Raw genomic sequence first — 20,943 nt, 5'->3', positions numbered from 1 at the left:
CAGATATGTCTCAGTTCAACTTCATCTGGCCGCTGTCAGGCGGCCTTCTGATCGGCCTTTCCGCCGCCCTCTACCTGCTGCTCAACGGCCGCATCGCCGGCATATCCGGATTGACGGCCTCGGCCTTCGGATGGACGGGCGTCGGCATCAGCGCGCTTGGCGTCGCATTTCTAGGCGGGATACTCGGCGGCAGCGCGATGGCGTTCGCCTATATCCGGCACGCGGAGCTCGCGATCACATCTTCGCCATTGCTTCTGGTCATCGGCGGTCTGTTGGTAGGCTTCGGCACGCGGCTTGGTTCCGGCTGCACCAGCGGCCACGGCGTCTGCGGATTGGCAAGGCTTTCACCACGTTCGATCGTCGCGACGATAACCTTCATGGTCGTCGCGGCGGCCACGGTCTTCCTGACGCGCCATATGATCGGAGGCCTGTGATGACCCAACGCATTCTTGTTTCGATCGTCTGCGGAATCCTTTTCGGCGTCGGACTGGTCGTATCTGATATGGTCAATCCCGGACGTGTACTGGCTTTCCTCGACGTCGCAGGCGCCTGGGACCCGACGCTTGCCTTTGTCATGGGCGGCGCTTTGATCCCGTCGTCGATCGCCTACGCCATCCGGCGCCGCCGCATTCGACCAGCCTTCGACAGCGAATTCCATGTTCCGGCCAGCCGCACGATCGATGGCAGGCTCGTCTCTGGGGCTGCTCTGTTCGGTCTTGGATGGGGGCTGGTCGGACTGTGTCCCGGTCCGGCGATCGCATCTCTCGTTACCGGCCGCTGGGAAACGGTCCTATTCGCTGTGGCGATGCTCGTGGGCATGCTCGCCTACCACGTCGCCTCGTCCCGGCGAGACGCGCCGCTTCAGGCTCACTGAAAAAGAGAAGTCCATGTACATTCGCTCAAGACGGGGGCCGCTTGACGGCGACCTGGGCCAGCGGCAATGACCCTTGATCTGATGCAATATGGTCTCGGGGCCTTCTCCGGCGGACTGGTCGGCTTCACGCTCGGCCTGTTCGGTGGCGGTGGATCGATCCTGGCCGTGCCTCTAATGGTCTATGTCGTCGGCGTCCCAAGCGCCCACCTGGCGATCGGAACGAGCGCCGTCGCCGTTGCCGCCAATGCCTTGGCTAATCTTGTCGGTCATGCAAGGCTCGGCAATGTCAAATGGCGTTGTGCCGGCGTCTATAGCGTCGCGGGCATTATTGGTGCCTTCCTCGGATCGAGCATCGGCAAGATGGTGGACGGACAGAAGCTGCTCATCCTGTTCGCGCTTTTGATGCTCGTCGTCGGGGCTCTGATGTTCCGCAAGCGTGGAGCGCAAGGGGACCCAGCTGCTCAATGTTCGCGAGGGAACGCACGGAAGGTCGCCGGTTTCGGCGGCCTGACGGGCGCGTTCTCCGGATTCTTCGGGATAGGCGGCGGCTTTCTCATCGTCCCTGGACTAATCGCCTCCACGGGCATGCCGATCCTCTACGCAATCGGCTCTTCCCTCGTTGCCGTGACGGCCTTCGGATTGACCACCGCTGTGAACTACGCCATATCCGGATATGTCGACTGGCTCCTGGCCGCGATCTTCATCGGCGGCGGCATCTTGGGCGGACTGCTCGGCGCCTTTCTGGCCAAACATCTCGCCGCGCGCAAGGGTGTGCTGAATAGTCTCTTTGCCACTCTTATCCTCGTTGTCGCAGCCTACATGCTCTATCGGAGCGGCGGACAGATGTTTTACGCCTAATAATTGCCCCTGGCGACGATCCAAGTTCGTTAACTTGACGATACCCTCTCGCTGCTTGCGTCCCGACAAAGAGGGAAGACGCTCCATGCCTTAAAAGATCGCCGACAGCAGTATTGCGGAGCGACGAAATGAGTAAAGTCGAACAGAAGGTAAGCCGGGCGATCCCGAGAGGGATCGCAAATACCGGACCTGTGATCTTCTCCTATGGGTTCAGGCCTTTCTTCCTTGGCGCCGGCCTTTGGGCCATCGTAGCCATGGCGATTTGGATGATGTCATTGATGGGGAGCGCTGAGGTAGGAGGCAGCTATGGCGCTGTTTATTGGCATGCGCATGAGATGCTTTTCGGCTTCTCCTCGGCCGTGTTGGCCGGCTTCCTGCTCACCGCCGTCCCGAACTGGACGGGACGCTTACCGGTCTCAGGCTGGCCGCTTGTCCTGCTCTTTTCCCTTTGGTGTGTAGGGAGAGTCGCGCTTCTCTTTCCCGATTTCGCCGGTGTTGTCCCGTCGGCCGTGCTGGAGAGCCTGTTCCTGCCGACGCTACTGTTCATTTGCGCCAGCGAAGTCGTCGCCGGTCGCAAATGGAAAGATCTGAAAGTCATTGCCGGCCTGCTGGCGCTATCGATCGCCAACATCGCTTTCCACGTTTCGGTGATCGGTGGCGCCTCTGACAACAGCATCGCCGTCCGGCTTGCCGTCAGCGCCTACGTGGCCTTGGTCACCATTGTCGGCGGACGAATCCTGCCAAGCTTCACGCGGAACTGGCTGAACCGCTTTGGAAGGGTCGATTTCCCGGTGCCCTACAATCGGTTCGATACGATAGCCATTCTTTGTGGCGTCGCCGCACTGGCCTTTTGGACAGCCCTGCCTGACAGTTCCCTCACCATCCTGCCCGCTGCCGCAGCGGCCCTGCTCCATGCCGTCCGTCTGGCGCGGTGGCGGGGCTGGACCGTGCGACGGGAAAAGCTGCTGCTCATCCTGCATGTGGCCTATGGCTTCCTCCCTCTGGGCTTCGCGTCTATCGCTCTCGGAGCAGCGGGCATTCTCAACGAATATTCCGTACTTCATGTCCTGACGATCGGAGCCATCGCCTGCATGATGCTCGCGGTCATAACAAGGGCGAGCCGCGGGCACACCGGGCGCGCACTGACCGCGTCGTGGTTGACCAGTGCTTCCTATATCCTGCTCGTCATGGCAGCCCTCGTGCGCCCGTTTGCCGAGGTTCTGCCAATCTTTGCCACCTCAATTTACGCAATCGCCGGCCTTCTTTGGATCGCGGCATTCGGTCTCTTCTGCTTAGAATATGCGCCGATGCTGCTGCTTGCCCGCCGCAGTTCGTAGGCCAGCAACGCGTTTGGGCGAAGACGCCGCCGGCCTGACGCCAATTTCATGAGGGGCGGAAAGTCGCGACAAAAGCCGGATCGGTTTCGATACGTCCGGCGCCGATCAGGTCGAGGCAATAGGGGATCGCTGGAAACACTGTGCCAAGGCAAAGATCGATCGACGACGGCTTGCCCGGCAGGTTGACGATCAGGGTGCTGCCGCGTGTGCCGGCCGACTGGCGCGAGAGAATTGCCGTCGGCACGGTCTCGAAGCTCGCGCGTCGCATAACCTCGCCGAAGCCAGGCAGTTCCTTGACGATCACAGCATGCATCGCTTCGGGTGTCTCGTCGCGCGCCGCCGGCCCGGTGCCGCCGGTCGTCAGCACCAGATCGACACGGTCCTGATCGCAGAAGTCGATTAGCGCGCGCCGGACGCTTTCGAAGCCATCGGGGACGATTCTCGGCAAAGCTGTCCAGGGAGAGACGATGGCCCGCTCCAACCATTGTCGGATCGCCGGCCCTGCGAGATCGGCATATTCGCCGCGGCTCGCGCGATCGGATATTGTGAGAATTCCAATGCGAACCATTCGAACAACCTCCGAGTACGGACAAATTCCGGCATGCAGTCAGAAGAAAACGAGACCATGAGATCCGGCAACGGCACCAAATGCGGTGACGGCCGCGAGCAACAGTAGAAATTCATGCAAACGGCTCAAACGGCGGATGGATGCCCTCGGGTCTAGCCGCGCGCTCTTTTCGAATTTCAGATGCAGTAGCGGTTCGATCGCAAACAGCATGAGCATGAAGATGAGCCATACGCCGAACATCGCCGACATCCACCAGAATTCCGGATCGGCGAACCGGTCCCAGAGGTCCATCCTGTAAGTCATCCAGAGACCCGTTGCACCTGCGAGCGGGACCGAGACTCGAACCTGTGCCGAAAAATGCCGTTCGACGCTTTCAAACAGCGTCAGCGCGTCTTCGGCGATCCGCTGCGATCTAGCCAGAGGCAATACGACCAATGTCACGAAGCTTAGCCCGCCGATCCAATGGATCACGGAGAGGACGTGCAGGGCGCGGGCCACCACGATGTCATCCATCATTTGCCCTTCACGCAACCACCTTCAGCGCATCGTCGGCAGGCCAATAGATGGACCGCAGACGCTTTGCAGCCACCAGCCGATCGGAGGCAAGATCCGCCAGCTCGATCTCCTGTGCAAACCCGGCTGTGAAATCGCGAAACGGCTCGAGATTGATGGCAGGGACTCCGATCAGGACGGGAACCGAAAGTTCCAGCGCCCTTGCGATCAGCGATCTGAATCCGCCGCCCTCCACCTCGGTCTTCCCGAATTTGCAGAGAACCAGCAGGTCGGTCCGGTCGGATAAACCGGCTTCCGCGGCCTCGCATGCACTCAGTAACCGGTCGGTATTCAGGACACAGCCGCGGGCATGGGGGCCGCGATCATCGGATATCGCGCGGACCTCGTCTGTCGCGAGGTCGCGGAGATACATATCGCATTTCGTGCGGCCGGGCTTCGCCTGACTGTGCTGAACGAGCCCGGCCAGCCGCATGCCCTGATCAGCCATTGTCGCGGTGACATCCTGCAGAAAGGCCTCGAACTCCGATCCCTTCGAATAGACGATCCCGGTGATCGGGAAGATTGGATGAGCGATTTGCATGCGGTCTCCTTCAAACAGAAATCAGCGCCAGATTGACAGGCGCAGCACCATCGCGTTCACGCATCGGAATGCGATTGATCGAATGGAAGCACCTCAAGGACGGCGCCCGCTTCCACAGCGGTCTGAGCATTGGGTACGATGACGATGGCATCGGCGCATGCCATCGTCATTATTCGGTGAGAGCCGTCGGGTCCGCAGCGATGGGCGATCAGACGCCCTCGCTCGACGCTCAACCGAACGGGGAGCAAGTCCGTGCGATCCGGCTTGTGGGTGAAGGTAAAGGTCATCTCCGCCGTCATACGGTCAACCGGCGCCTGACCGAGAAGAACCCTCGTCATGGGGCGCACGAAGGCGAGCGCCGCAAAGGCTGCCGCTTGCGGATTGCCCGGAAGTCCGACAAAACACGCATTGCCGAGCTTTCCAAACGCCAAGGGCTTGCCGGGCTTCATTGCGACCTTCACGACATCCAGCTCGCCGCCGGCCCGCAGGACGGCATCGCGAACGTGATCCCCTTCTCCGACCGACATACCAGCTGACGTGATCACAATGTCAGCGGTTTCCTTGATCTCCTGGAGTGCGCGCGTGATTGCCGCCGGATCATCAGAAAACGTCAGCGATACGACATCTATGTTCGGCCCCGCCAGCAGCGCAGCGAGCATGGGACCATTGGAATCGTAAATCGCGCCCGGCGGGAGCGGTGTGCCGGCGGCGTGAAGTTCGGAGCCCGTCGTCAGAACGGTGATCCTGAGAGGACGGACAACAGCAACAGTGTCGATCCCAAGGGCGCCGAGCAGCGCAATTTCCTTCCAGCCGATGATACGGCCCCGGTCGAGGACGACGCTTCCCTGTGTTACGTCCTCTCCAGCCCTCCGGATGTGGGCGCCGGGCTTCAAATCCAGACCAAGCTGCACGAGATCGCCTCGGCGTGTCACATGCTCCTGCATCACGACGGTATCGGCACCGCTCGGAAGTGCGGCGCCCGTCATGATGCGGTGAGCCGTACCCGGCGCGAGCACACCCGGCGGATCGCCGGCTATCGTGCGGCCGGTCACCGGAAGAACGGAAGGTACGCCGCCCTTGCCGGCGATATGGACGGCATATCCGTCCATGGCGGCTTGATCGAATGGCGGGAGGGACCGCGGCGCCTCGATCGGTGCGGCCAGGATGCGTCCTCGGGCGTGGGCCAATGGCACATCGTCTCGGAGATCGAGCGGTGTGGCGAGCGCCATTGCGGCTAGGCGCGCCGCTTCGAACGACACCATGACCCTTTCGAAGTGGTAGCAGTCTGGGAGGAGAGCAGGCATCGTCAAGCCGCCTCGCCCGCTTCTGGCAGGACTTTGTGCAGGATGGCGCGGACAGCGGCAAGGGTCGGATCCTCGGCGCGGTTCATGATGCCGATCAGTTGGACAAAGTGATCGTCTGAAGCTGTCTCCATGAACGACCGAACGGCCGCGGCAAGATAGGCGGCCGGTTCCATGGCTTCGGCAGCGGCCGCCTTTTCGACCCGCTCGGCCAAGCCTTCCATGCCGACCGCTCCGATGACGGCGGCCGCAGTCTGCGGATTGTCAAGCGAAGCGATGATAGATCCCAGCATGTCCTACCCTCACTGAACCAAGGGGGTGGCTGCACCCTCGAGAGCGATACCCCTGATGTCGGCACGGCCGATCAACAGCGCGATGTATTGTGCCGTCGCCTGTCGGCGGACATGGTCTTCGAGATAGTCGGCGATCCGGTTCCTGACTGCCTCGAACGGCAGCAGCGCCCCCTCGATCTTCCGTACCAGCCGAATGAGATGGACGCCGTACCGGGTTTCGACCGGAGCGGATATTTCACCGGGAGTAAGAGCGGCGAGCGCGGCTTCGAATTCCGGCGTCGTTTCCCCCGGGCTGATCTGCCCGAGGCTACCGCCGACTTCCCTCGAGGGGCAGTCGGAACAGTCCCTCGCAAGGGCTGCAAAGCGCCCCGGCTCCTGCGCCAAAACGGCGGCAAGCGAAACGGCCTTCTCCTGAGCTTCGACAAATGCCGCGGCATCCTGCCTATTTGCGGCAATCAGAATATGATCCGCCTCGAAGAGTGGTGGCGTCACAAAGCGCTTGCGATTGTTCTCGTAGAAGCGCCGCAGCATCTCTTCGTCCGCTTCGGGGATTTGTACCTCGCGTTCGACGAGTGCGCGCAGGAGTGCGTCTTCGTCGGTCTCCATCCGCCCGTCCGTATCTCTTTGCGGGCTGGCGGTCATGGCGAGGCGTTGCGCTTCGTGCAGGAGCAACTGACGGACGACAAGCGCCCGCGTTGCCGCGTGCCAGGCCGCGCCTGGATTGACGGCCGGAAAATTTTGCGTCTCAGCGGCGATATCCTTGCGGGAAATCGAAACACCGTTGACGCTTACTGGCGGCATGGTAACGGGCTCGGAGGATGCTGCCCGAACCGGGGCATGTTCATGTCGGTGATCATGGCCTTCCTGGGCCCGTTCTGTCGTGCGGTCGATGATGATCGAAACCATGTTCTTCACTCCGCCGGATGCTTGTAGGACCGCGCGGGATGCCGCTCGCGCGAGTAGCGACTGCGCACGACCTGATAGCCGGGTCGCCCGAGATACCAGATCGGTGCGCTCCAGACGTGGACCAGCCGGGTGAAGGGAAACAGCAGAAAGATCGTCATGCCGAGGATCAGGTGCATCTTGAAGATCGGATTCGCGTCCGCGACGTAAGCGGCAGCGGACGGCTGCAACGTCAGAATGCCTTGCGCCCAGTTCATGAACTTCACCATCTCGTGGCCGTCCATGTGGTTGAGGGAGACAAAAATGGTGGAGAGGCCGAGCGTGAGCTGCAGCCAGAGAATGAGCAGGATTGCCATGTCGCCAAAGCTCGACGTGGCGCGGATGCGCGGATCAAAGAAACGGCGATGCGCAAGAAGGGATATCCCGATGAAACAGGCGATGCCGGCGAGGCCACCGACGACGATCGCGAGTCCCTGCTTGAAACCATGCGAGACACCGAGCCAATCGAAGACGGCAATCGGCGTGAGCAATCCGCCGGCATGGCCGATGAAGATCACCAATATGCCGACATGAAAGAGGTTCGATCCCCAGCGCAACTGGCTGCGGCGCAGCAACTGGGAGGAGCCTGTTTTCCAGGTATATTGCTCGCGGTCGAAACGAATGAGGCTCCCGAGCAGGAAGATGGTGAGGCAAAAATACGGATACCAGCCGAACAATGCGGAATTGATGGTCTCTGACATCGTTGTTCCTCCTTCAACCGGCATTGGTGCGCGCGTCGCGGCGCGCCGCGCGCAGACGGGTCTGAAGCCGTTCGTTGGAACAGCCATCCATGCCACTGCTTCCGGGGCCGAAAGTGACGGCCGTCTCTTCCCATTCAGCGTCAAGCGCGGCGAGATCGCTATCCAGCTCTTCGGCCAATTCCTGTCGGTCGGAGGTGTCGAGAGATACGCCCGCCATGACACGGATCGCGGTCAGAACCGCCGCATATGGAGAATTCCTGTGTACGAGGCGTTCTTCAAGCGCTGCAAGGATGTGTACGGTTTCTGCGAGAAGGTTCAGCGCCTCATCCCGTGGTCTGGTCGACAGATATTCCAGGAACAGCGGTAGGTAATCCGGCAGTTCGTTGGCGGAGAGTTCCAGCCCGCCTTTCTCATATAGCGAGGCGAGGTCGACCATGGCCTGGCCGCGATCGCGGCTTTCCCCGTGCACATGCTCGAAGAGGTGGAGCGAAAGGCGCCGAGTTCTATCGAAAAGCTCGACATAACGCTCCTGCAACTCGAAAAGATCGAGCGAGGCGAGATCCTCGAGGAGCGGCCGAAGTGCCCTGGCGGCAGAAGATGGTACGAGCCTCTCGGAAGTGATTACCTCCTCGATCTCCGCTACGCTGCCGCAAAGCTCTTCGGTCGGATAGGTCAGAAGCGCGGACAGCGCCCGGAAAGTGAGATTTTCCTGTCTCTCGGGCATCATGCGATCTCCATCGGGTTTGAGGCTTTCTTCGGCTGTTTCGCGCCGAAGAGATTGGGCTCGCTCGTTCCGCCAGAGCAGCCGTTGCCAAACGAGAAACCGCAGGAGCCGCGAAGATCGTAGGCGTCTTCGCTCCATTCGCGATGCGCCGTCGGAATGACGAAGCGATCCTCGTAGTTCGCAATCGCCATGATCCGGTACATGTCTTCAATGTCGGCGCCGGTCAGTCCGACCTTTTCGGCGATACGCTCATCGATGCGCCCGTCAATGGACTTGGCGCGCATGTAACCCCGCATGGCCAGCATGCGTTCGAGAGCCAGCGCGACCGGGTCCTCGTTGCCTGCGGTCAGCAGATTAGCAAGGTATTGCAACGGGATACGCAGCGAGCGGACATCCGGCATGTCGCCATCAAGACCCATCCTGCCGGCGGCTGCGGCCGACTGTATGGGCGAAAGCGGCGGCACGTACCAGACCATCGGCAGGGTGCGGTATTCCGGATGCAGCGGGAATGCGACCTTCCAGTCCATAGCCATCTTCCAGATCGGTGATGTGAGAGCCGCCTCGATCCAGGCTTCCGGCACACCATCGGCGCGGGCCTGTGCGATCACTTTCGGATCCTTGGGATCAAGGAAGAGATCGAGCTGCGCCTGATAGAGGTCTTTCTCATCGGGGACGCTTGCCGCCGCCTCGATACGGTCGGCGTCATAGAGCAGGACGCCGAGATAACGGATACGCCCGACGCAAGTCTCCGAACAGACCGTCGGTTGGCCGGCCTCAATGCGCGGATAGCAGAAGATGCACTTCTCCGATTTGCCCGACGACCAATTGTAATAGATCTTCTTGTAGGGGCAGCCAGAGACGCACATGCGCCAGCCGCGGCACTTGTCCTGGTCAATCAGAACGATGCCGTCCTCCTCGCGCTTGTAGATGGCACCGGATGGGCATACCGCCGCGCAAGCCGGATTGAGGCAGTGTTCGCACAGCCTCGGCAGATACATCATGAAGGTATTTTCGAACTGGCCGTAGATTTCCTTCTCGATGCCTTCGAAATTGACGTCCTTCGAGCGCTTTTCGAATTCACCGCCCAGGATTTCCTCCCAGTTCGGACCCCATTCGATCTTTTCCATGCGTTCACCGGACACCAGCGACCGAGGCCGGGCTGTCGGGACGGCTTTCGATTCCTTCGCCGTATGCAGATGCTCATAGTCGAAGGTGAAGGGCTCGTAATAATCGTCGATCTGCGGGAGATCCGGATTGGCGAAAATATTGGCCAGGATGCGCCATTTCGCGCCCATCTTCGGCTCGATCTTGCCGTTACGCTTGCGCCGCCAGCCGCCGTTCCACTTCGTCTGGTTCTCCCATTCGCGGGGATAGCCCAGGCCGGGCTTGGTCTCGACATTGTTGAACCAGGCATATTCGACACCTTCGCGGCTGGTCCAGACGTTCTTGCAGGTGACGGAACAGGTGTGACAGCCGATGCATTTATCGAGGTTCAACACCATTGCGATCTGGGCACGAATCTTCATTCTGCGGCCTCCTTCGGCGCATTGGTTGAGAGCGGCCCCTCAAGCCAATCGATCTTGGACATCTTGCGGACGACGATGAACTCGTCGCGGTTGGAACCCACGGTTCCGTAATAGTTGAACCCGTAGGCCAGCTGGGCGTAGCCGCCGATCATATGCGTGGGCTTCAATACGGTGCGCGTTACCGAATTATGGATGCCGCCGCGGTTGCCGGTCATCTCGGAGCCCGGCGTGTTTATGATCTTCTCCTGGGCGTGGTACATCAGCATCATGCCCTGCTTGATGCGCTGAGAGACGACGGCGCGGGCGGTCAACGCGCCATTGGCGTTGAAGACTTCCACCCAGTCGTTGTCGACGATGCCGGCCGACTTCGCATCCACTTCGGATATCCAGACGACCGGCCCGCCGCGATTCAGCGTCAGCATCAGCAGGTTGTCCGTATAGGTGGAATGGATGCCCCATTTCTGATGCGGCGTCAGGAAATTGAGAACGATCTCCTTGTTGCCGTTCGGGCGTCGATCCTTGACGACGGCGATCGTCTTCAGGTCGACCGGTGGCTTCCAGGTGACGAATCCTTCGCCGAAAGCGCGCATCCAGAGATGATCCTGGTAAAGCTGCTGACGGCCGGTGAGCGTACGCCAAGGGATCAGTTCATGGACGTTCGTATAGCCGGCATTGTAGCAGACCTTTTCGCTCTCGATGCCCGACCATGTCGGCGACGAGATGATCTTGCGCGGCTGCGCCTGGATGTCGCGGTACCGGATCTTCTCGTCTTCTTTCGGCACTGCAAGATGCGCGTGCTCTCGGCCCGTTGCCTTCGACAACGCATCCCAGGCCTTCACCGCCACTTCACCGTTCGTCTCGGGCGCGAGCATCAGGATGACCTCGGCCGCATCGATATCGGTGTCTATCTTCGGAAGGCCCTTTGCAGCGCCATTCTCGTGCACGCCGTTGAGCGCCCCGAGCGCCGCGACTTCATGCTCGGTCTTCCAGCTGATGCCCTTGCCGCCGTTGCCGATAGAGGTCATGAGCGGCCCCAGCGCCGTGAATCGCGCGTAGATATTGGGATAGTCACGTTCGATGACCGCAACCGACGGCATGGTACGGCCCGCGATCGGCTCGATCTCGCCGCGCTTCCAGTCCTTCACGTCGAAGGCCTGCGCCATTTCTCCAGGGCTGTCGTGCTGGATCGGCGTCAGAACGACATCTTGCTCGACGCCAAGCACCTCTGGCGCGACACGCGAGAAGGCCTTTGCGATGCCTTTGTATATTTCCCAATCGGAGCGGGCTTCCCAAGCCGGATCCACCGCAGCTGACAGCGGATGAATAAAGGGATGCATGTCCGAGGTGTTGAGGTCGTTCTTCTCGTACCAGGTGGCGGTCGGCAGCACGATGTCGGAATAGACGCAGGTAGTCGACATGCGGAAGTCGAGCGTCACCAAAAGATCGAGCTTGCCGCGCGGCGCCTCGTCATGCCACACGACTTCCTTATTGCGCACTGCGCCTTGTTCGCCGAGATCCTTGCCCATCACGCCGTTCTCGGTGCCGAGCAGGTGCTTCAGAAAATACTCGTGCCCCTTGCCAGAAGAGCCGAGCAGGTTGGAGCGCCAGACAAACATGTTGCGCGGCCAATTGGCCGGATCGTCCGGATCGTGGCAGGCAAGCTCGAGCTCGCCGGATTTCAGCCCCTTCGCCACGTAGTCTTTCGGTTCCAGGCCCGCCTCCTTCGCCTTCTTGGCGATCGAAAGCGAGTTTATTTTCAACTGCGGTGCCGACGGCAGCCAACCCATGCGTTCGGCGCGAACGTTGTAGTCGATGAAGCTCTGGTTCCAGTCACCCTCCGGAGCGGTCGGGGACAGGATTTCGGAAGCCGTCAGCGTCTCGTAACGCCATTGATCCGTGTGCGCATAGAAGAAGGAGGTCGAGTTCATGTGACGCGGCGGACGGGCCCAATCGAGCGCGAAAGCAAGCGGCGTCCAACCGGTCTGCGGTCTCAGCTTCTCCTGACCGACATAGTGGGACCAACCGCCGCCCGATTGACCGATCGCCCCGCAGAAGACGAGGAGATTGATCACGCCGCGATAGTTCATGTCCATGTTGTACCAATGGTTCATGCCCGCACCGATGATGATCATCGAGCGGCCGTTGGTCTTTTCGGCATTGGTGGCAAATTCGCGCGCGACGGTAATGATCGCGTCGCGCTTGACGCCGGTGATACGTTCCGCCCAGGCGGGTGTGAAAGGTATGTCCGCGTCATAGTCGTGGGCGACATTTGCGCCGCCGAAGCCACGCTCGAGGCCATAGTTCGCCATCATCAGGTCATAGACGGTGGCAACTTTAACCGGGTTGCCAGCGGCGTCCTTGAGCGTTCGCACCGGGATATTGCGGGTCAGGATCTCGCCATGGTCCGTCGCAACGAAATGCTCGCTTGCACGGCCACCGAAATAGGGAAAATCCACCTGCTCTATCGTCGCCGCGTCCTCGCCCGCAAGCGATAGCTTGAGACTTATGTCGCGCCCGCGCCCGTCCTTTTGCTCGAGATTCCATTTGGCTTGCTCACCCCAGCGATAACCGACGGAGCCTAGGGGAGCGACCAGTTCGCCCGTCTTTTCGTCGATCGCGACGGCCTTCCATTCCGGATTGTTGGTCTCGCCCAGCCCCCCGTCGAGCTCGGAAGCACGCAACAGGCGTTCGGGAACCAGCTTGCCATTTTGTTCGGCAAGCCGCACCAGGAACGGCATGTCGGTATAGCGACGGGTATAGTCGTCGAAATAGGGAACCGTGCGGTCGAGATAATATTCCCGCAGAATGACATGGCCCATGGCGAGCGCCAGCGCAGCATCCGTTCCCTGCTTGGGATTGAGCCAGATATCGGCGAATTTCGTTGCCTCGGCATAGTCGGGGCTGACGACGGCGCTCTTGGTGCCCTTGTAGCGGACCTCCGTATAGAAATGCGCATCCGGCGTGCGCGTCTGCGGCACGTTTGAGCCCCAGAGAATAATGAAGCCGGCATTGTACCAGTCGGCACTTTCCGGCACGTCCGTCTGCTCGCCCCAGGTCTGGGGGCTTGCCGGTGGCAGGTCGCAGTACCAGTCGTAGAAGGACATGCACACGCCGCCAAGCAGCGAGAGATAGCGCGAACCCGCCGCGTACGAGACCATCGACATGGCCGGGATCGGCGAGAAGCCGATAATGCGGTCGGGGCCATGCGCCTTGATCGTATAGGCGTTGGCGGCTGCAATGATCTCGTTCACCTCGTCCCATTTCGCGCGCACGAAGCCGCCATGGCCGCGAATGGAGATATAGGACTTGCGCTTTTCCGCATCCTCGACGATCGACGCCCAGGCGGCGGCCGGCGCCATGGTCGCCCTCGCCTTGCGCCAGAGCTTCAACAGCCGCCCGCGGATCATCGGATATTTCACGCGCGCGCCGGAATAGAGATACCAGCTATAGGACGCGCCACGCGAACAGCCGCGCGGTTCATGGTTCGGCAGATCCGGCCGAGTGCGCGGATAATCCGTCTGCTGGGTCTCCCAGGTGACGATGCCTCCCTTGACGTAGATCTTCCAGGAACAGGAGCCCGTGCAGTTCACCCCATGGGTGGAGCGCACGATCTTGTCGTGCTGCCAGCGTTTGCGGTAGCCATCCTCCCACGAGCGATCTTCGTTCGTGACGATGCCATGACCGTTTGAGAATTCATCGACGTTCTTCCGGAAGAAGGTCAGCCGGTCGAGGAAATGGGACATGTATTTCTCCTGGTCTTATTCGGCAGCGGCCGCTTTGCCAGCGGTGTTGCGCTTGCCGCGCTCGATGTCGTGAAGCAGGCCGCCCTTGCGGGTATAGGCAACCCAGGTGAGCACAAGGCAGCTCACATAGAAGATGAGGAAGGCCCAGAGGGCGGCTTCGGCCCCACCTGCGAACCTGATCGAAAGGCCGTAGCCCATCGGGATGAAGAAGGCGCCGAAGGCGGCGATTGCCGAAGTGAAGCCAGTGATCGCGGCCGATTCCTTCTCCGCCTGCAGGCGACGAGTTTCAGGGGCGGCATCGGGCATCAGCCGGGTCATTTCCCTGCCCATGATCGCCGGGATCATCTGGAAGGTTGACGCATTGCCGACACCCGTGGCGAAGAAGAGCACAAGGAACGAGATGAAGAAGCCCAGGAAGGCGCCCGGTTGGTCTTTCGTCGCAATGAACCAGAGGACACCTCCGGCGCCGATCATCATCAGAACGAAGACCCAGAAGGTTACGCGTGCACCGCCATAACGATCGGCGAGCCAGCCTGTCGCGGACCGGGAGAGCGCGCCAACGAGCGGGCCCAGGAAGGCGAATTGCAGTGCGTTGACATCGGGAAACAGCGTTTTGGTAAGCAGCGGGAAGCCGGCCGAATAACCGATGAACGAGCCGAAGGTGCCGGTATAGAGCCAGCACATGATCCAGTTGTGCCGACGCTGGAAGATGACCGCCTGCTCGGCGAAGGAAGCCTTGGCCGAAGCGATGTCGTTCATCCCGAACCAGGAGGCGAAGGCCGAGATCGCGATGAAGGGAACGAAGAAGAAGCCGGCATTCTGCAGCCAGAGCGGTGCTTCGCCGGCCGTTCCTTTCGTCATGACCGGATCGCCACCGAACCAGCCGAAGATGCCGGCGGTGATGACGAGCGGAACGACGAACTGGACCACACTCACGCCGAGATTGCCGAGACCGGCATTGAGAGCCAGCGCATTGCCCTTTTCCGACCTCGGAAAGAAGAAGGAAATATTGGACATCGACGAGGCGAAATTACCACCGCCGAAGCCGCAAAGCAGAGCAAGAAGAAGGAAGACGATATAGGGCGTATCCGGGTTCTGCACCGCATATCCGATGCCGAGCGCCGGGATGATCAGCGACCAGGTGGTCAGCGTGGTCCACAGACGTCCGCCAAAAATCGGCACCATGAAGGAGTAGAATATCCGGAATGTCGCGCCTGAAATGCCAGGTAGAGCTGCAAGCCAGAAGAGCTGGTCCGTCGTAAAGGTGAAGCCGACGAGCGGCAGCTTTGCGACCACCACCGACCAGACCTGCCAGATGGCAAAGGAAAGGAGCAGCGCCGGGATCGAAAGCCACAGATTGCGGCGTGCGATGCGGCGACCCTTAGCCGCCCAGAAGGATGGATCCTCCGGATGCCAGTCCCTCAGCACGGCTCCTTCAGCGGACGAGACCTTTTCCGGCTGAGGCATGCCCTGCATTTCTGGGAAGGGAGGCAGAACCTCGAGCGCGTTTCCGGCAGCGCGGCGCTCCATCTGGCGAACGGAGACGTGCATCCACAAAAGCGCAGCCGAGACCAGAAGGAAGAGCGCCATGAAGCAGCTCGTCCACAAGCCGGTGAGATCGAGCAGAACACCAAAGAGGATCGGCAGGACGAAGCCGCCAAGACCGCCGATCATGCCGACCAGCCCGCCGACGGCGCCGACGTGAGCCGGATAATAGACGGGAATGTGCTTGTAGACGGCAGCTTTTCCAAGCGCCATGAAGAAGCCGAGAATGAAGACTGTCACCGTGAAGCCGACGAGTCCCATCTCGATGTGGAAGGTAATCGGACCAGCCACGGTGCGGACGGCGTAGTCGGCCGGCGGATAGGCAAGGATGAAGGTTGCGATGACAGAGACGAAGAAGGTCCAATAAAGCACGCGCCGTGCGCCATAGACATCAGATAGATGGCCGCCGTAGGCGCGGAAAAGGCTGGCGGGAATGGAGAAGCACGCGGCGATCACGCCGGCCGTGCGGATGTCCAGCCCATAGACGGCGACGAGATATTGCGGCAGCCAAAGGGCCAGGGCCACGAAGGCACCGAAGACGAAGAAATAATAGAGTGAGAAGCGCCAAACCTGAACGTTCTTCAGCGGTTCGAGCTCCAACCAGGCACTCTTTGGCTTGACCCCCGTCCTGCGGCGTTCGACCAGAACCGGATCATCCTTGGTGGTGAACCAGAAGATAACCGCCATGACGACGAGTGCCGCGGCCCATATCTCCGCCACGGCCTGCCAGCCCCAGGCAACGAGCACCAGCGGCGCAAGCAACTTAGTCACTGCGGAGCCGACATTGCCGGCTCCGAAGATGCCGAGCGCCACGCCTTGTCTTTCCGGAGGGAACCATCGCGACACATAAGCAACGCCGACGGCAAACGAGCCACCTGCGATACCGACGCCGAACGCCGCCAGAAGCATTTGCGGGTAGGTATGCGCATAGGTCAGGATAAAGGTCGCCGCAGCCGCTGCAAGCATGGTCGCGACGAAGACCACGCGACCTCCGTAACGGTCAGTCCAGATGCCGAGCGCGACCCGGATCAGCGATCCCGTGAGGATCGGCGTTCCGACCAGAAGTCCGAACTCGGTTTCGCTAAGACCGAGCTCCTCCCGTATTCGAATACCGATAATTGCAAAGATAGTCCAAGCGGCAAAGCATACCGTGAAGGCAACGGTGCTCGCGCCTAGGGCGGTGCGTTGATCTCTGCTGTCGAACTTCTGGATAGCAGGCATAAGCATATTCCGTTCGTGACGATGAATGACAAGTCTTCAGTCCCGAGAAAAATAGCGATTAACGCCGCCGACCACTTTGATTTGGATCAAACACAACCCAACGCGCAAAATAACGCTCAAGTTAATCAGGAGCGTTTGCGAGAATTTGCTTAATATAGGTCCAAAAATTGATTATTTTATACTTGCTACTTGATAATTATCAATCACGCACTGTAAACAGGCCGTCCGCCCGTACAAGGAGACACGCGATGCGATCGGAAAATGCTGCCAAGGTTCGGCAGTTGGCATTGTTTAGAGAGCTGCATGATAGCACGTTCCGGGACTTGATCGAAACGAGTTTTCTTCAGCGATTCCCGCGTGGCGTGAATCTTATTCGCGAAAACGAGCCGGCGGATTTCCTCCATGTGGTCGTGGAGGGGCTGGTCGAAATGTATGCGGCAACGGACATGCGGGAGACGACTTTGGAAATCATTGCTCCGGTCGGTATTTTCATCCTCGCCGCCGTCCTCAACGACCAGGTTTATCTTCAGTCCGCCAGAACATTGGAGCCATCCACCATTCTGATGATACCCGCGGAAAAAGTGCGTCACGCCATGGAAACCGATCAGGCCTTCATGCGCGCGATTGTCATGGAACTCGCGGCAAGTTATCGCCGGACAATCAAGGACCTTAAGAGTCAGAAAATGAGGAGCGGCGCCGAGCGGCTGGCAAACTGGCTCCTGCGCATGCAAAGGGAGCGCGGGCGAAATGGTGTCGTGGAAATTCCCGTCGAGAAACGTGTCCTCGCTTCGCACCTGGGGATGACGCCCGAAAACCTATCGCGCGCTTTTCTCACTCTGCGATCTCACGGCGTGAAGGTACACGGCTCGCGTGTTGAAATCGAACGGCTGGACGCCCTTCTTGTTTTTGCGAAACCAGACCCCTTGATCGACGATCCTGAAAATTTATTCCGACAGACTTCCAGCTAGCACTAAGCCCTTTGCCAGTTCCGCATTCAGGTGATCGGCGAGCCTTATGGCAAAGGCCAGGATCATTAATGTCGGATTTGCATGGCCGCTGGTCGGGAATACCGATCCGCCGGCAACATAGAGATTGGGCAAGCCGTGAACCCTGCAATCCTGGTCGACAACGCCTGTCTTCGCGTCGGCCGACATTCGTGTCGTGCCAAGCGTATGCGCCATGTCGATGATGACGACATCCTGCGGTCTGCGTTCGAGTGCCCAATTTTCAAGCATCGGGGCAGGCAGGCCGGCGCTCATCAGGGCTGTGCGTGAGAGCTCCGCGATTCTGAGGAGCGTCTGGCGTTCGACATCGTTGATCCGCCAATCGACCTTGGCGAGCGGAATGCCAAACCGGTCCTTCCGGCCGCTCAGGCTGATCCTGCTGTCGGGGTTCGGAATCTGCTCCGAGATCGCATCGATCCCCAAGCCGATCAGCTTGTGCGGCACGCCGTGATCCTGGAATTCATTGGCGACCACATTCGGGGACAGTCTGATCGCGGTGTTGACCACGAGATCCTTGAAGACCTTGGGCGTCCGGTTGTCGGAAAGGACTTTCATTCCGATTCCCTTCGCGATAAGTCCGGAACCTGACGCAACCGAAAGCAGGTCGCGTCCGACATTTGTACTGCGCCTGCGCAACAGCTTCTTCAATGCATCCCACGGATCGTCCGGCGCCCGCTCTGAGACGAAGTAAACGGCGGCGTTCAGCAACTGCTCGCGCTCCTGTATCTCCGGTGTCAGCGCCAGGCCATGCATGAACATATGCGCGCGGCCATTGTGGTGAACGCCGAAGAAGCCGAACAGCTTGGCAAGTACGGCCATTTGGTCGGTCGGAATTCTGCCGATGCGCGCTCCCGGATGATCCATCAGATATCGCCCGACGACACCGTGGTGATTGCCAATTCCGTTCGAAAACACATCGTTGGATGCCAGCAGCAGCCTGGCGTTTTCAATCCCGCTCGCCGCCAGCACGCACAATCTGGCCTCGATGCGGGCGCGCTTGCCTTCCATGCTGACGACGTCGAGATGCGAGAAACGCGATCCGTCGGGGCTCAGGCCGACACGCGTCACGGTCGCATTCAGAAGAACATGAGTATTATCCGGCCGCCGCGCCATGAATTCGTTCCCGAAGCGCATGACGTCGAGCCGATCTACGCGCGAGCGGGCAAACTGCCAATAGAAGGAATGAAGTCCCTCCTTCTCAAAACGGCTCGGCGGCTCCTTGGGGCTGAGGTTCAGCACATCCATTGCACGCAGGAGATAAGAATCGATTTGCGCGCGATCGACCGGCCATCCCGAATTTGGAACCCAGGAGCGAGCCTTGAAGTCAATGGCGCTGAAAGGTGCCGATTTCCCGGCCCAGGCATGCGTCGACCCCCCGAGCGCCCGGCAGCGAACACCGAAGGGCTGCATCTCCTGCGACCAGAATCCAGCTTGAGGGCTGTGAAATGTGATCCGCTTGAAAAACTGCTCCTCTGACATCGGCTGGCCAACGTTCTCGACCTCGTTGAGTGCCGAATGCTCGGGGTTTTCGAGTTCAAGCCCACTTTCGACGACGAGCACCTTTCTGCCCGCCCCAGCGCATTGCGCTGCGATGGTCAGCCCCGTGGGACCGCCCCCTACGACAACGAGGTCCGCCGCAATGATCGAATTGTCGTCATAGTTGGACAGTCGCTCGATTTTCATCCGGGTCATTTCCGTCAACGCGAACAGATATTCCGATGCCAGGAGCGCTAGATTAGCTTTTACGAAATTTTCGACAAGTAACCAAAAAGTCGGAAGCCTTAATACCGGTATAAATTCGATACCTTTATGCGTCGGCACCTAACACCAAAGACTAACTTGCGCGGCGATGTCGAAACTTGCCAATCGGAAGTTGGATTATCTTCCGGATGATCCTATGGCTTTTGATCGGAAATCGGACGGCCGCTATTCGGCGCGCGGAACAGTGCATCGATCACATCCGCGTGTCGGATATTCCTGTCAAACCGGCTGTGGGCCGCCAGCCGCATCAGCCCGGCGAAGGCCTCGTCAGCCTTGGGCTTTTTGCCTTCACCCCGCAGATAGCTGGCGAGACGGCGATACTGGGTGTTGCTAGGAATTTCGAGCGGATTGTTGCTACCGATCTTCTTTAGTGGCCACATGGACCAGCCGATGTCGTTCTTCTCTGCCAGCTCGACCGCGCGGGAATACCAGTCGTTGGAGTTCTCTCCCGTCTCGCCGTTCCACAGCGGCATGTCATATTGCGCGCGTAGTTTCAGGAAAGGCTCGATCGACTCCTGCGTCGTGGCGGTCCAATATTTGTGATAGCTCAGCACCGTGTTGCGGTCGGCGACGGGCAACAGACCGGCATAGTTGTTGCCCCAGCAATTGCCTTCGATGATCAGCATGTGGTTGGTATCGACGGAGCGGATCGCCCGGATGGTTCGCTCGTAAAGGTCCTGTAGCGGTTTGTTGCCGGTTTCGCTACAGCCGTGGATGTCGGCCTTGTCCTGGAAACCCCAGTTCGGTTCGTTGAGAAGATCATAACCGGCGATGGTCGGCTCATCTTTGTAGCGCCGGGCGATCTCGGCCCACAGCGCGATCATCTTCGTCTGATTGTCGCCACTCTCCCATAGGGACGGCTTTTGCGGATCGCGGTCAGAAATCGCCAGATCGTTGCCCTGGCCACCGGGCGCGGCGTGCAGATCGAGGATCAGAACCATGCGATCGGCCTTGAGCCAGGCGATCAAGGCATCGACGCGCCGAAACCCTTCCTCGTTCCAGACGATTTTACCGGTGCCACTCTTACCTGCCCTATCTTTGATGAACAGGTTCCAATGCATCGGCAGGCGCACGCTGTTGAAACCCCAGCCGGCCATGGCGTCGATATCGGCTTTCGTAACCGCATTGTCGCGCCACGACCGATAGAACTGCTCGGTCTTCCGCGCACCGATGATCTCTGAAATGCGGCTGCGGATGACACGCTGGGCGCCAAGATTGGACAGGCCTAGCATATAGCCTTCCTGGACCATCCATCCGCCCAGCGCCATGCCACGCAGGATCAGCGGTTTGCCGTTACCGTCGGCAATCCGCTGGTGATCGGCATGAACGAATCCCTGAGCGTGGGCTTCTGGCGAAAGGAGGCCCAAAGACACGGCCAACAGCACGGCGAAGGCAAGCAGATGGTTTTTCATCGGCACATCCAGCGTTTTCACCAGTTTGACGCCGGATGAG

Annotated in this window: 18 protein-coding genes; 5 read left to right on the top strand and 13 right to left on the bottom strand. The window is 59.9% G+C overall.

The annotated features are described in order from the left end of the window. Positions 1 to 5 precede the first annotated feature (5 nt). From PY649_RS26775 to PY649_RS26760, 4 genes are all read left to right on the top strand, one after another. On the top strand, positions 6 to 434 hold the full coding sequence (locus PY649_RS26775; protein ID WP_285871897.1) for a YeeE/YedE family protein: 429 nt from the start codon (positions 6 to 8) through the stop codon (positions 432 to 434). Then, positions 434 to 874: a YeeE/YedE family protein gene (locus tag PY649_RS26770; RefSeq protein ID WP_285871896.1), complete on the top strand. Its 441-nt coding sequence runs from the start codon at positions 434 to 436 to the stop codon at positions 872 to 874. Before PY649_RS26775 ends, PY649_RS26770 begins: the two co-directional genes overlap by 1 nt. A 66-nt stretch (positions 875 to 940) precedes the next feature. After that, positions 941 to 1,732, top strand: a complete 792-nt coding sequence (locus tag PY649_RS26765) for a sulfite exporter TauE/SafE family protein (protein WP_285871895.1) — start codon at positions 941 to 943, stop codon at positions 1,730 to 1,732. A gap of 128 nt (positions 1,733 to 1,860) precedes the next feature. Continuing rightward, positions 1,861 to 3,069, top strand: a complete 1,209-nt coding sequence (locus PY649_RS26760) for an NnrS family protein (protein ID WP_285871894.1) — start codon at positions 1,861 to 1,863, stop codon at positions 3,067 to 3,069. 46 nt (positions 3,070 to 3,115) lie between these two features. Here PY649_RS26760 and mog read toward each other — a convergent pair whose 3' ends face one another. The 11 genes from mog to PY649_RS26705 are packed head-to-tail and all read right to left on the bottom strand — an operon-like array spanning position 3,116 to position 16,726. Next, positions 3,116 to 3,637, bottom strand: a complete 522-nt coding sequence (gene mog / locus PY649_RS26755) for a molybdopterin adenylyltransferase (RefSeq protein WP_285871893.1) — start codon at positions 3,635 to 3,637, stop codon at positions 3,116 to 3,118. 39 nt (positions 3,638 to 3,676) lie between these two features. Next, complete coding sequence (locus tag PY649_RS26750) at positions 3,677 to 4,153, bottom strand: hypothetical protein (protein WP_285871892.1); 477 nt, start codon at positions 4,151 to 4,153, stop codon at positions 3,677 to 3,679. A 7-nt stretch (positions 4,154 to 4,160) separates the two neighbouring features. Continuing rightward, positions 4,161 to 4,730 (bottom strand): DUF2478 domain-containing protein, encoded by a 570-nt coding sequence (locus PY649_RS26745; protein ID WP_285871891.1) that lies wholly within the window; start codon positions 4,728 to 4,730, stop codon positions 4,161 to 4,163. A 56-nt stretch (positions 4,731 to 4,786) separates the two neighbouring features. Then, entirely contained in the window at positions 4,787 to 6,034 is a 1,248-nt protein-coding gene (locus PY649_RS26740) for a molybdopterin molybdotransferase MoeA (protein ID WP_285871890.1), read from the bottom strand. A gap of 2 nt (positions 6,035 to 6,036) precedes the next feature. Beyond that, on the bottom strand, positions 6,037 to 6,324 hold the full coding sequence (locus tag PY649_RS26735; RefSeq protein WP_285871889.1) for a hypothetical protein: 288 nt from the start codon (positions 6,322 to 6,324) through the stop codon (positions 6,037 to 6,039). 9 nt (positions 6,325 to 6,333) lie between these two features. After that, on the bottom strand, positions 6,334 to 7,230 hold the full coding sequence (locus tag PY649_RS26730; RefSeq protein ID WP_285871887.1) for a peptidylprolyl isomerase: 897 nt from the start codon (positions 7,228 to 7,230) through the stop codon (positions 6,334 to 6,336). Positions 7,231 to 7,235: 5 nt separating this feature from the next. Continuing rightward, the gene (narI, locus tag PY649_RS26725) at positions 7,236 to 7,967 is read right to left on the bottom strand and encodes a respiratory nitrate reductase subunit gamma (protein WP_285871886.1); all 732 of its coding nucleotides are present in this window, start codon (positions 7,965 to 7,967) and stop codon (positions 7,236 to 7,238) included. A 13-nt stretch (positions 7,968 to 7,980) separates the two neighbouring features. After that, on the bottom strand, positions 7,981 to 8,691 hold the full coding sequence (gene narJ, locus PY649_RS26720) for a nitrate reductase molybdenum cofactor assembly chaperone (protein WP_285871885.1): 711 nt from the start codon (positions 8,689 to 8,691) through the stop codon (positions 7,981 to 7,983). Next, positions 8,691 to 10,217 carry a nitrate reductase subunit beta gene (gene narH / locus PY649_RS26715; protein WP_285871884.1) on the bottom strand — a complete coding sequence of 509 codons (1,527 nt, stop codon included), beginning with the start codon at positions 10,215 to 10,217 and terminating at the stop codon, positions 8,691 to 8,693. The genes narJ and narH overlap by 1 nt, the downstream gene beginning before the upstream one ends. Next, positions 10,214 to 13,960: a nitrate reductase subunit alpha gene (locus tag PY649_RS26710; protein ID WP_285871883.1), complete on the bottom strand. Its 3,747-nt coding sequence runs from the start codon at positions 13,958 to 13,960 to the stop codon at positions 10,214 to 10,216. The genes narH and PY649_RS26710 overlap by 4 nt, the downstream gene beginning before the upstream one ends. 15 nt (positions 13,961 to 13,975) lie before the next feature. Then, positions 13,976 to 16,726 carry a nitrate/nitrite transporter gene (locus PY649_RS26705; protein WP_285871882.1) on the bottom strand — a complete coding sequence of 917 codons (2,751 nt, stop codon included), beginning with the start codon at positions 16,724 to 16,726 and terminating at the stop codon, positions 13,976 to 13,978. A gap of 248 nt (positions 16,727 to 16,974) precedes the next feature. Between PY649_RS26705 and PY649_RS26700 the strand changes: the two genes are divergently transcribed. Next, positions 16,975 to 17,694 (top strand): cyclic nucleotide-binding domain-containing protein, encoded by a 720-nt coding sequence (locus tag PY649_RS26700; protein WP_285871881.1) that lies wholly within the window; start codon positions 16,975 to 16,977, stop codon positions 17,692 to 17,694. On the opposite strand, the gene PY649_RS26695 is transcribed toward PY649_RS26700, so the two are convergent. Next, positions 17,671 to 19,413 carry a GMC oxidoreductase gene (locus PY649_RS26695; protein ID WP_285871879.1) on the bottom strand — a complete coding sequence of 581 codons (1,743 nt, stop codon included), beginning with the start codon at positions 19,411 to 19,413 and terminating at the stop codon, positions 17,671 to 17,673. The two genes, PY649_RS26700 and PY649_RS26695, sit on opposite strands and share 24 nt — an antisense overlap. Before the next feature lie 212 nt (positions 19,414 to 19,625). After that, positions 19,626 to 20,903: a glycoside hydrolase family 5 protein gene (locus tag PY649_RS26690; RefSeq protein WP_285871878.1), complete on the bottom strand. Its 1,278-nt coding sequence runs from the start codon at positions 20,901 to 20,903 to the stop codon at positions 19,626 to 19,628. Positions 20,904 to 20,943 lie beyond the last annotated feature (40 nt).

This window comes from Rhizobium mayense (assembly GCF_030272705.1).
GTDB lineage: Bacteria > Pseudomonadota > Alphaproteobacteria > Rhizobiales > Rhizobiaceae > Rhizobium > Rhizobium mayense.
This window is presented reverse-complemented; position numbering and strand designations above follow the sequence as displayed.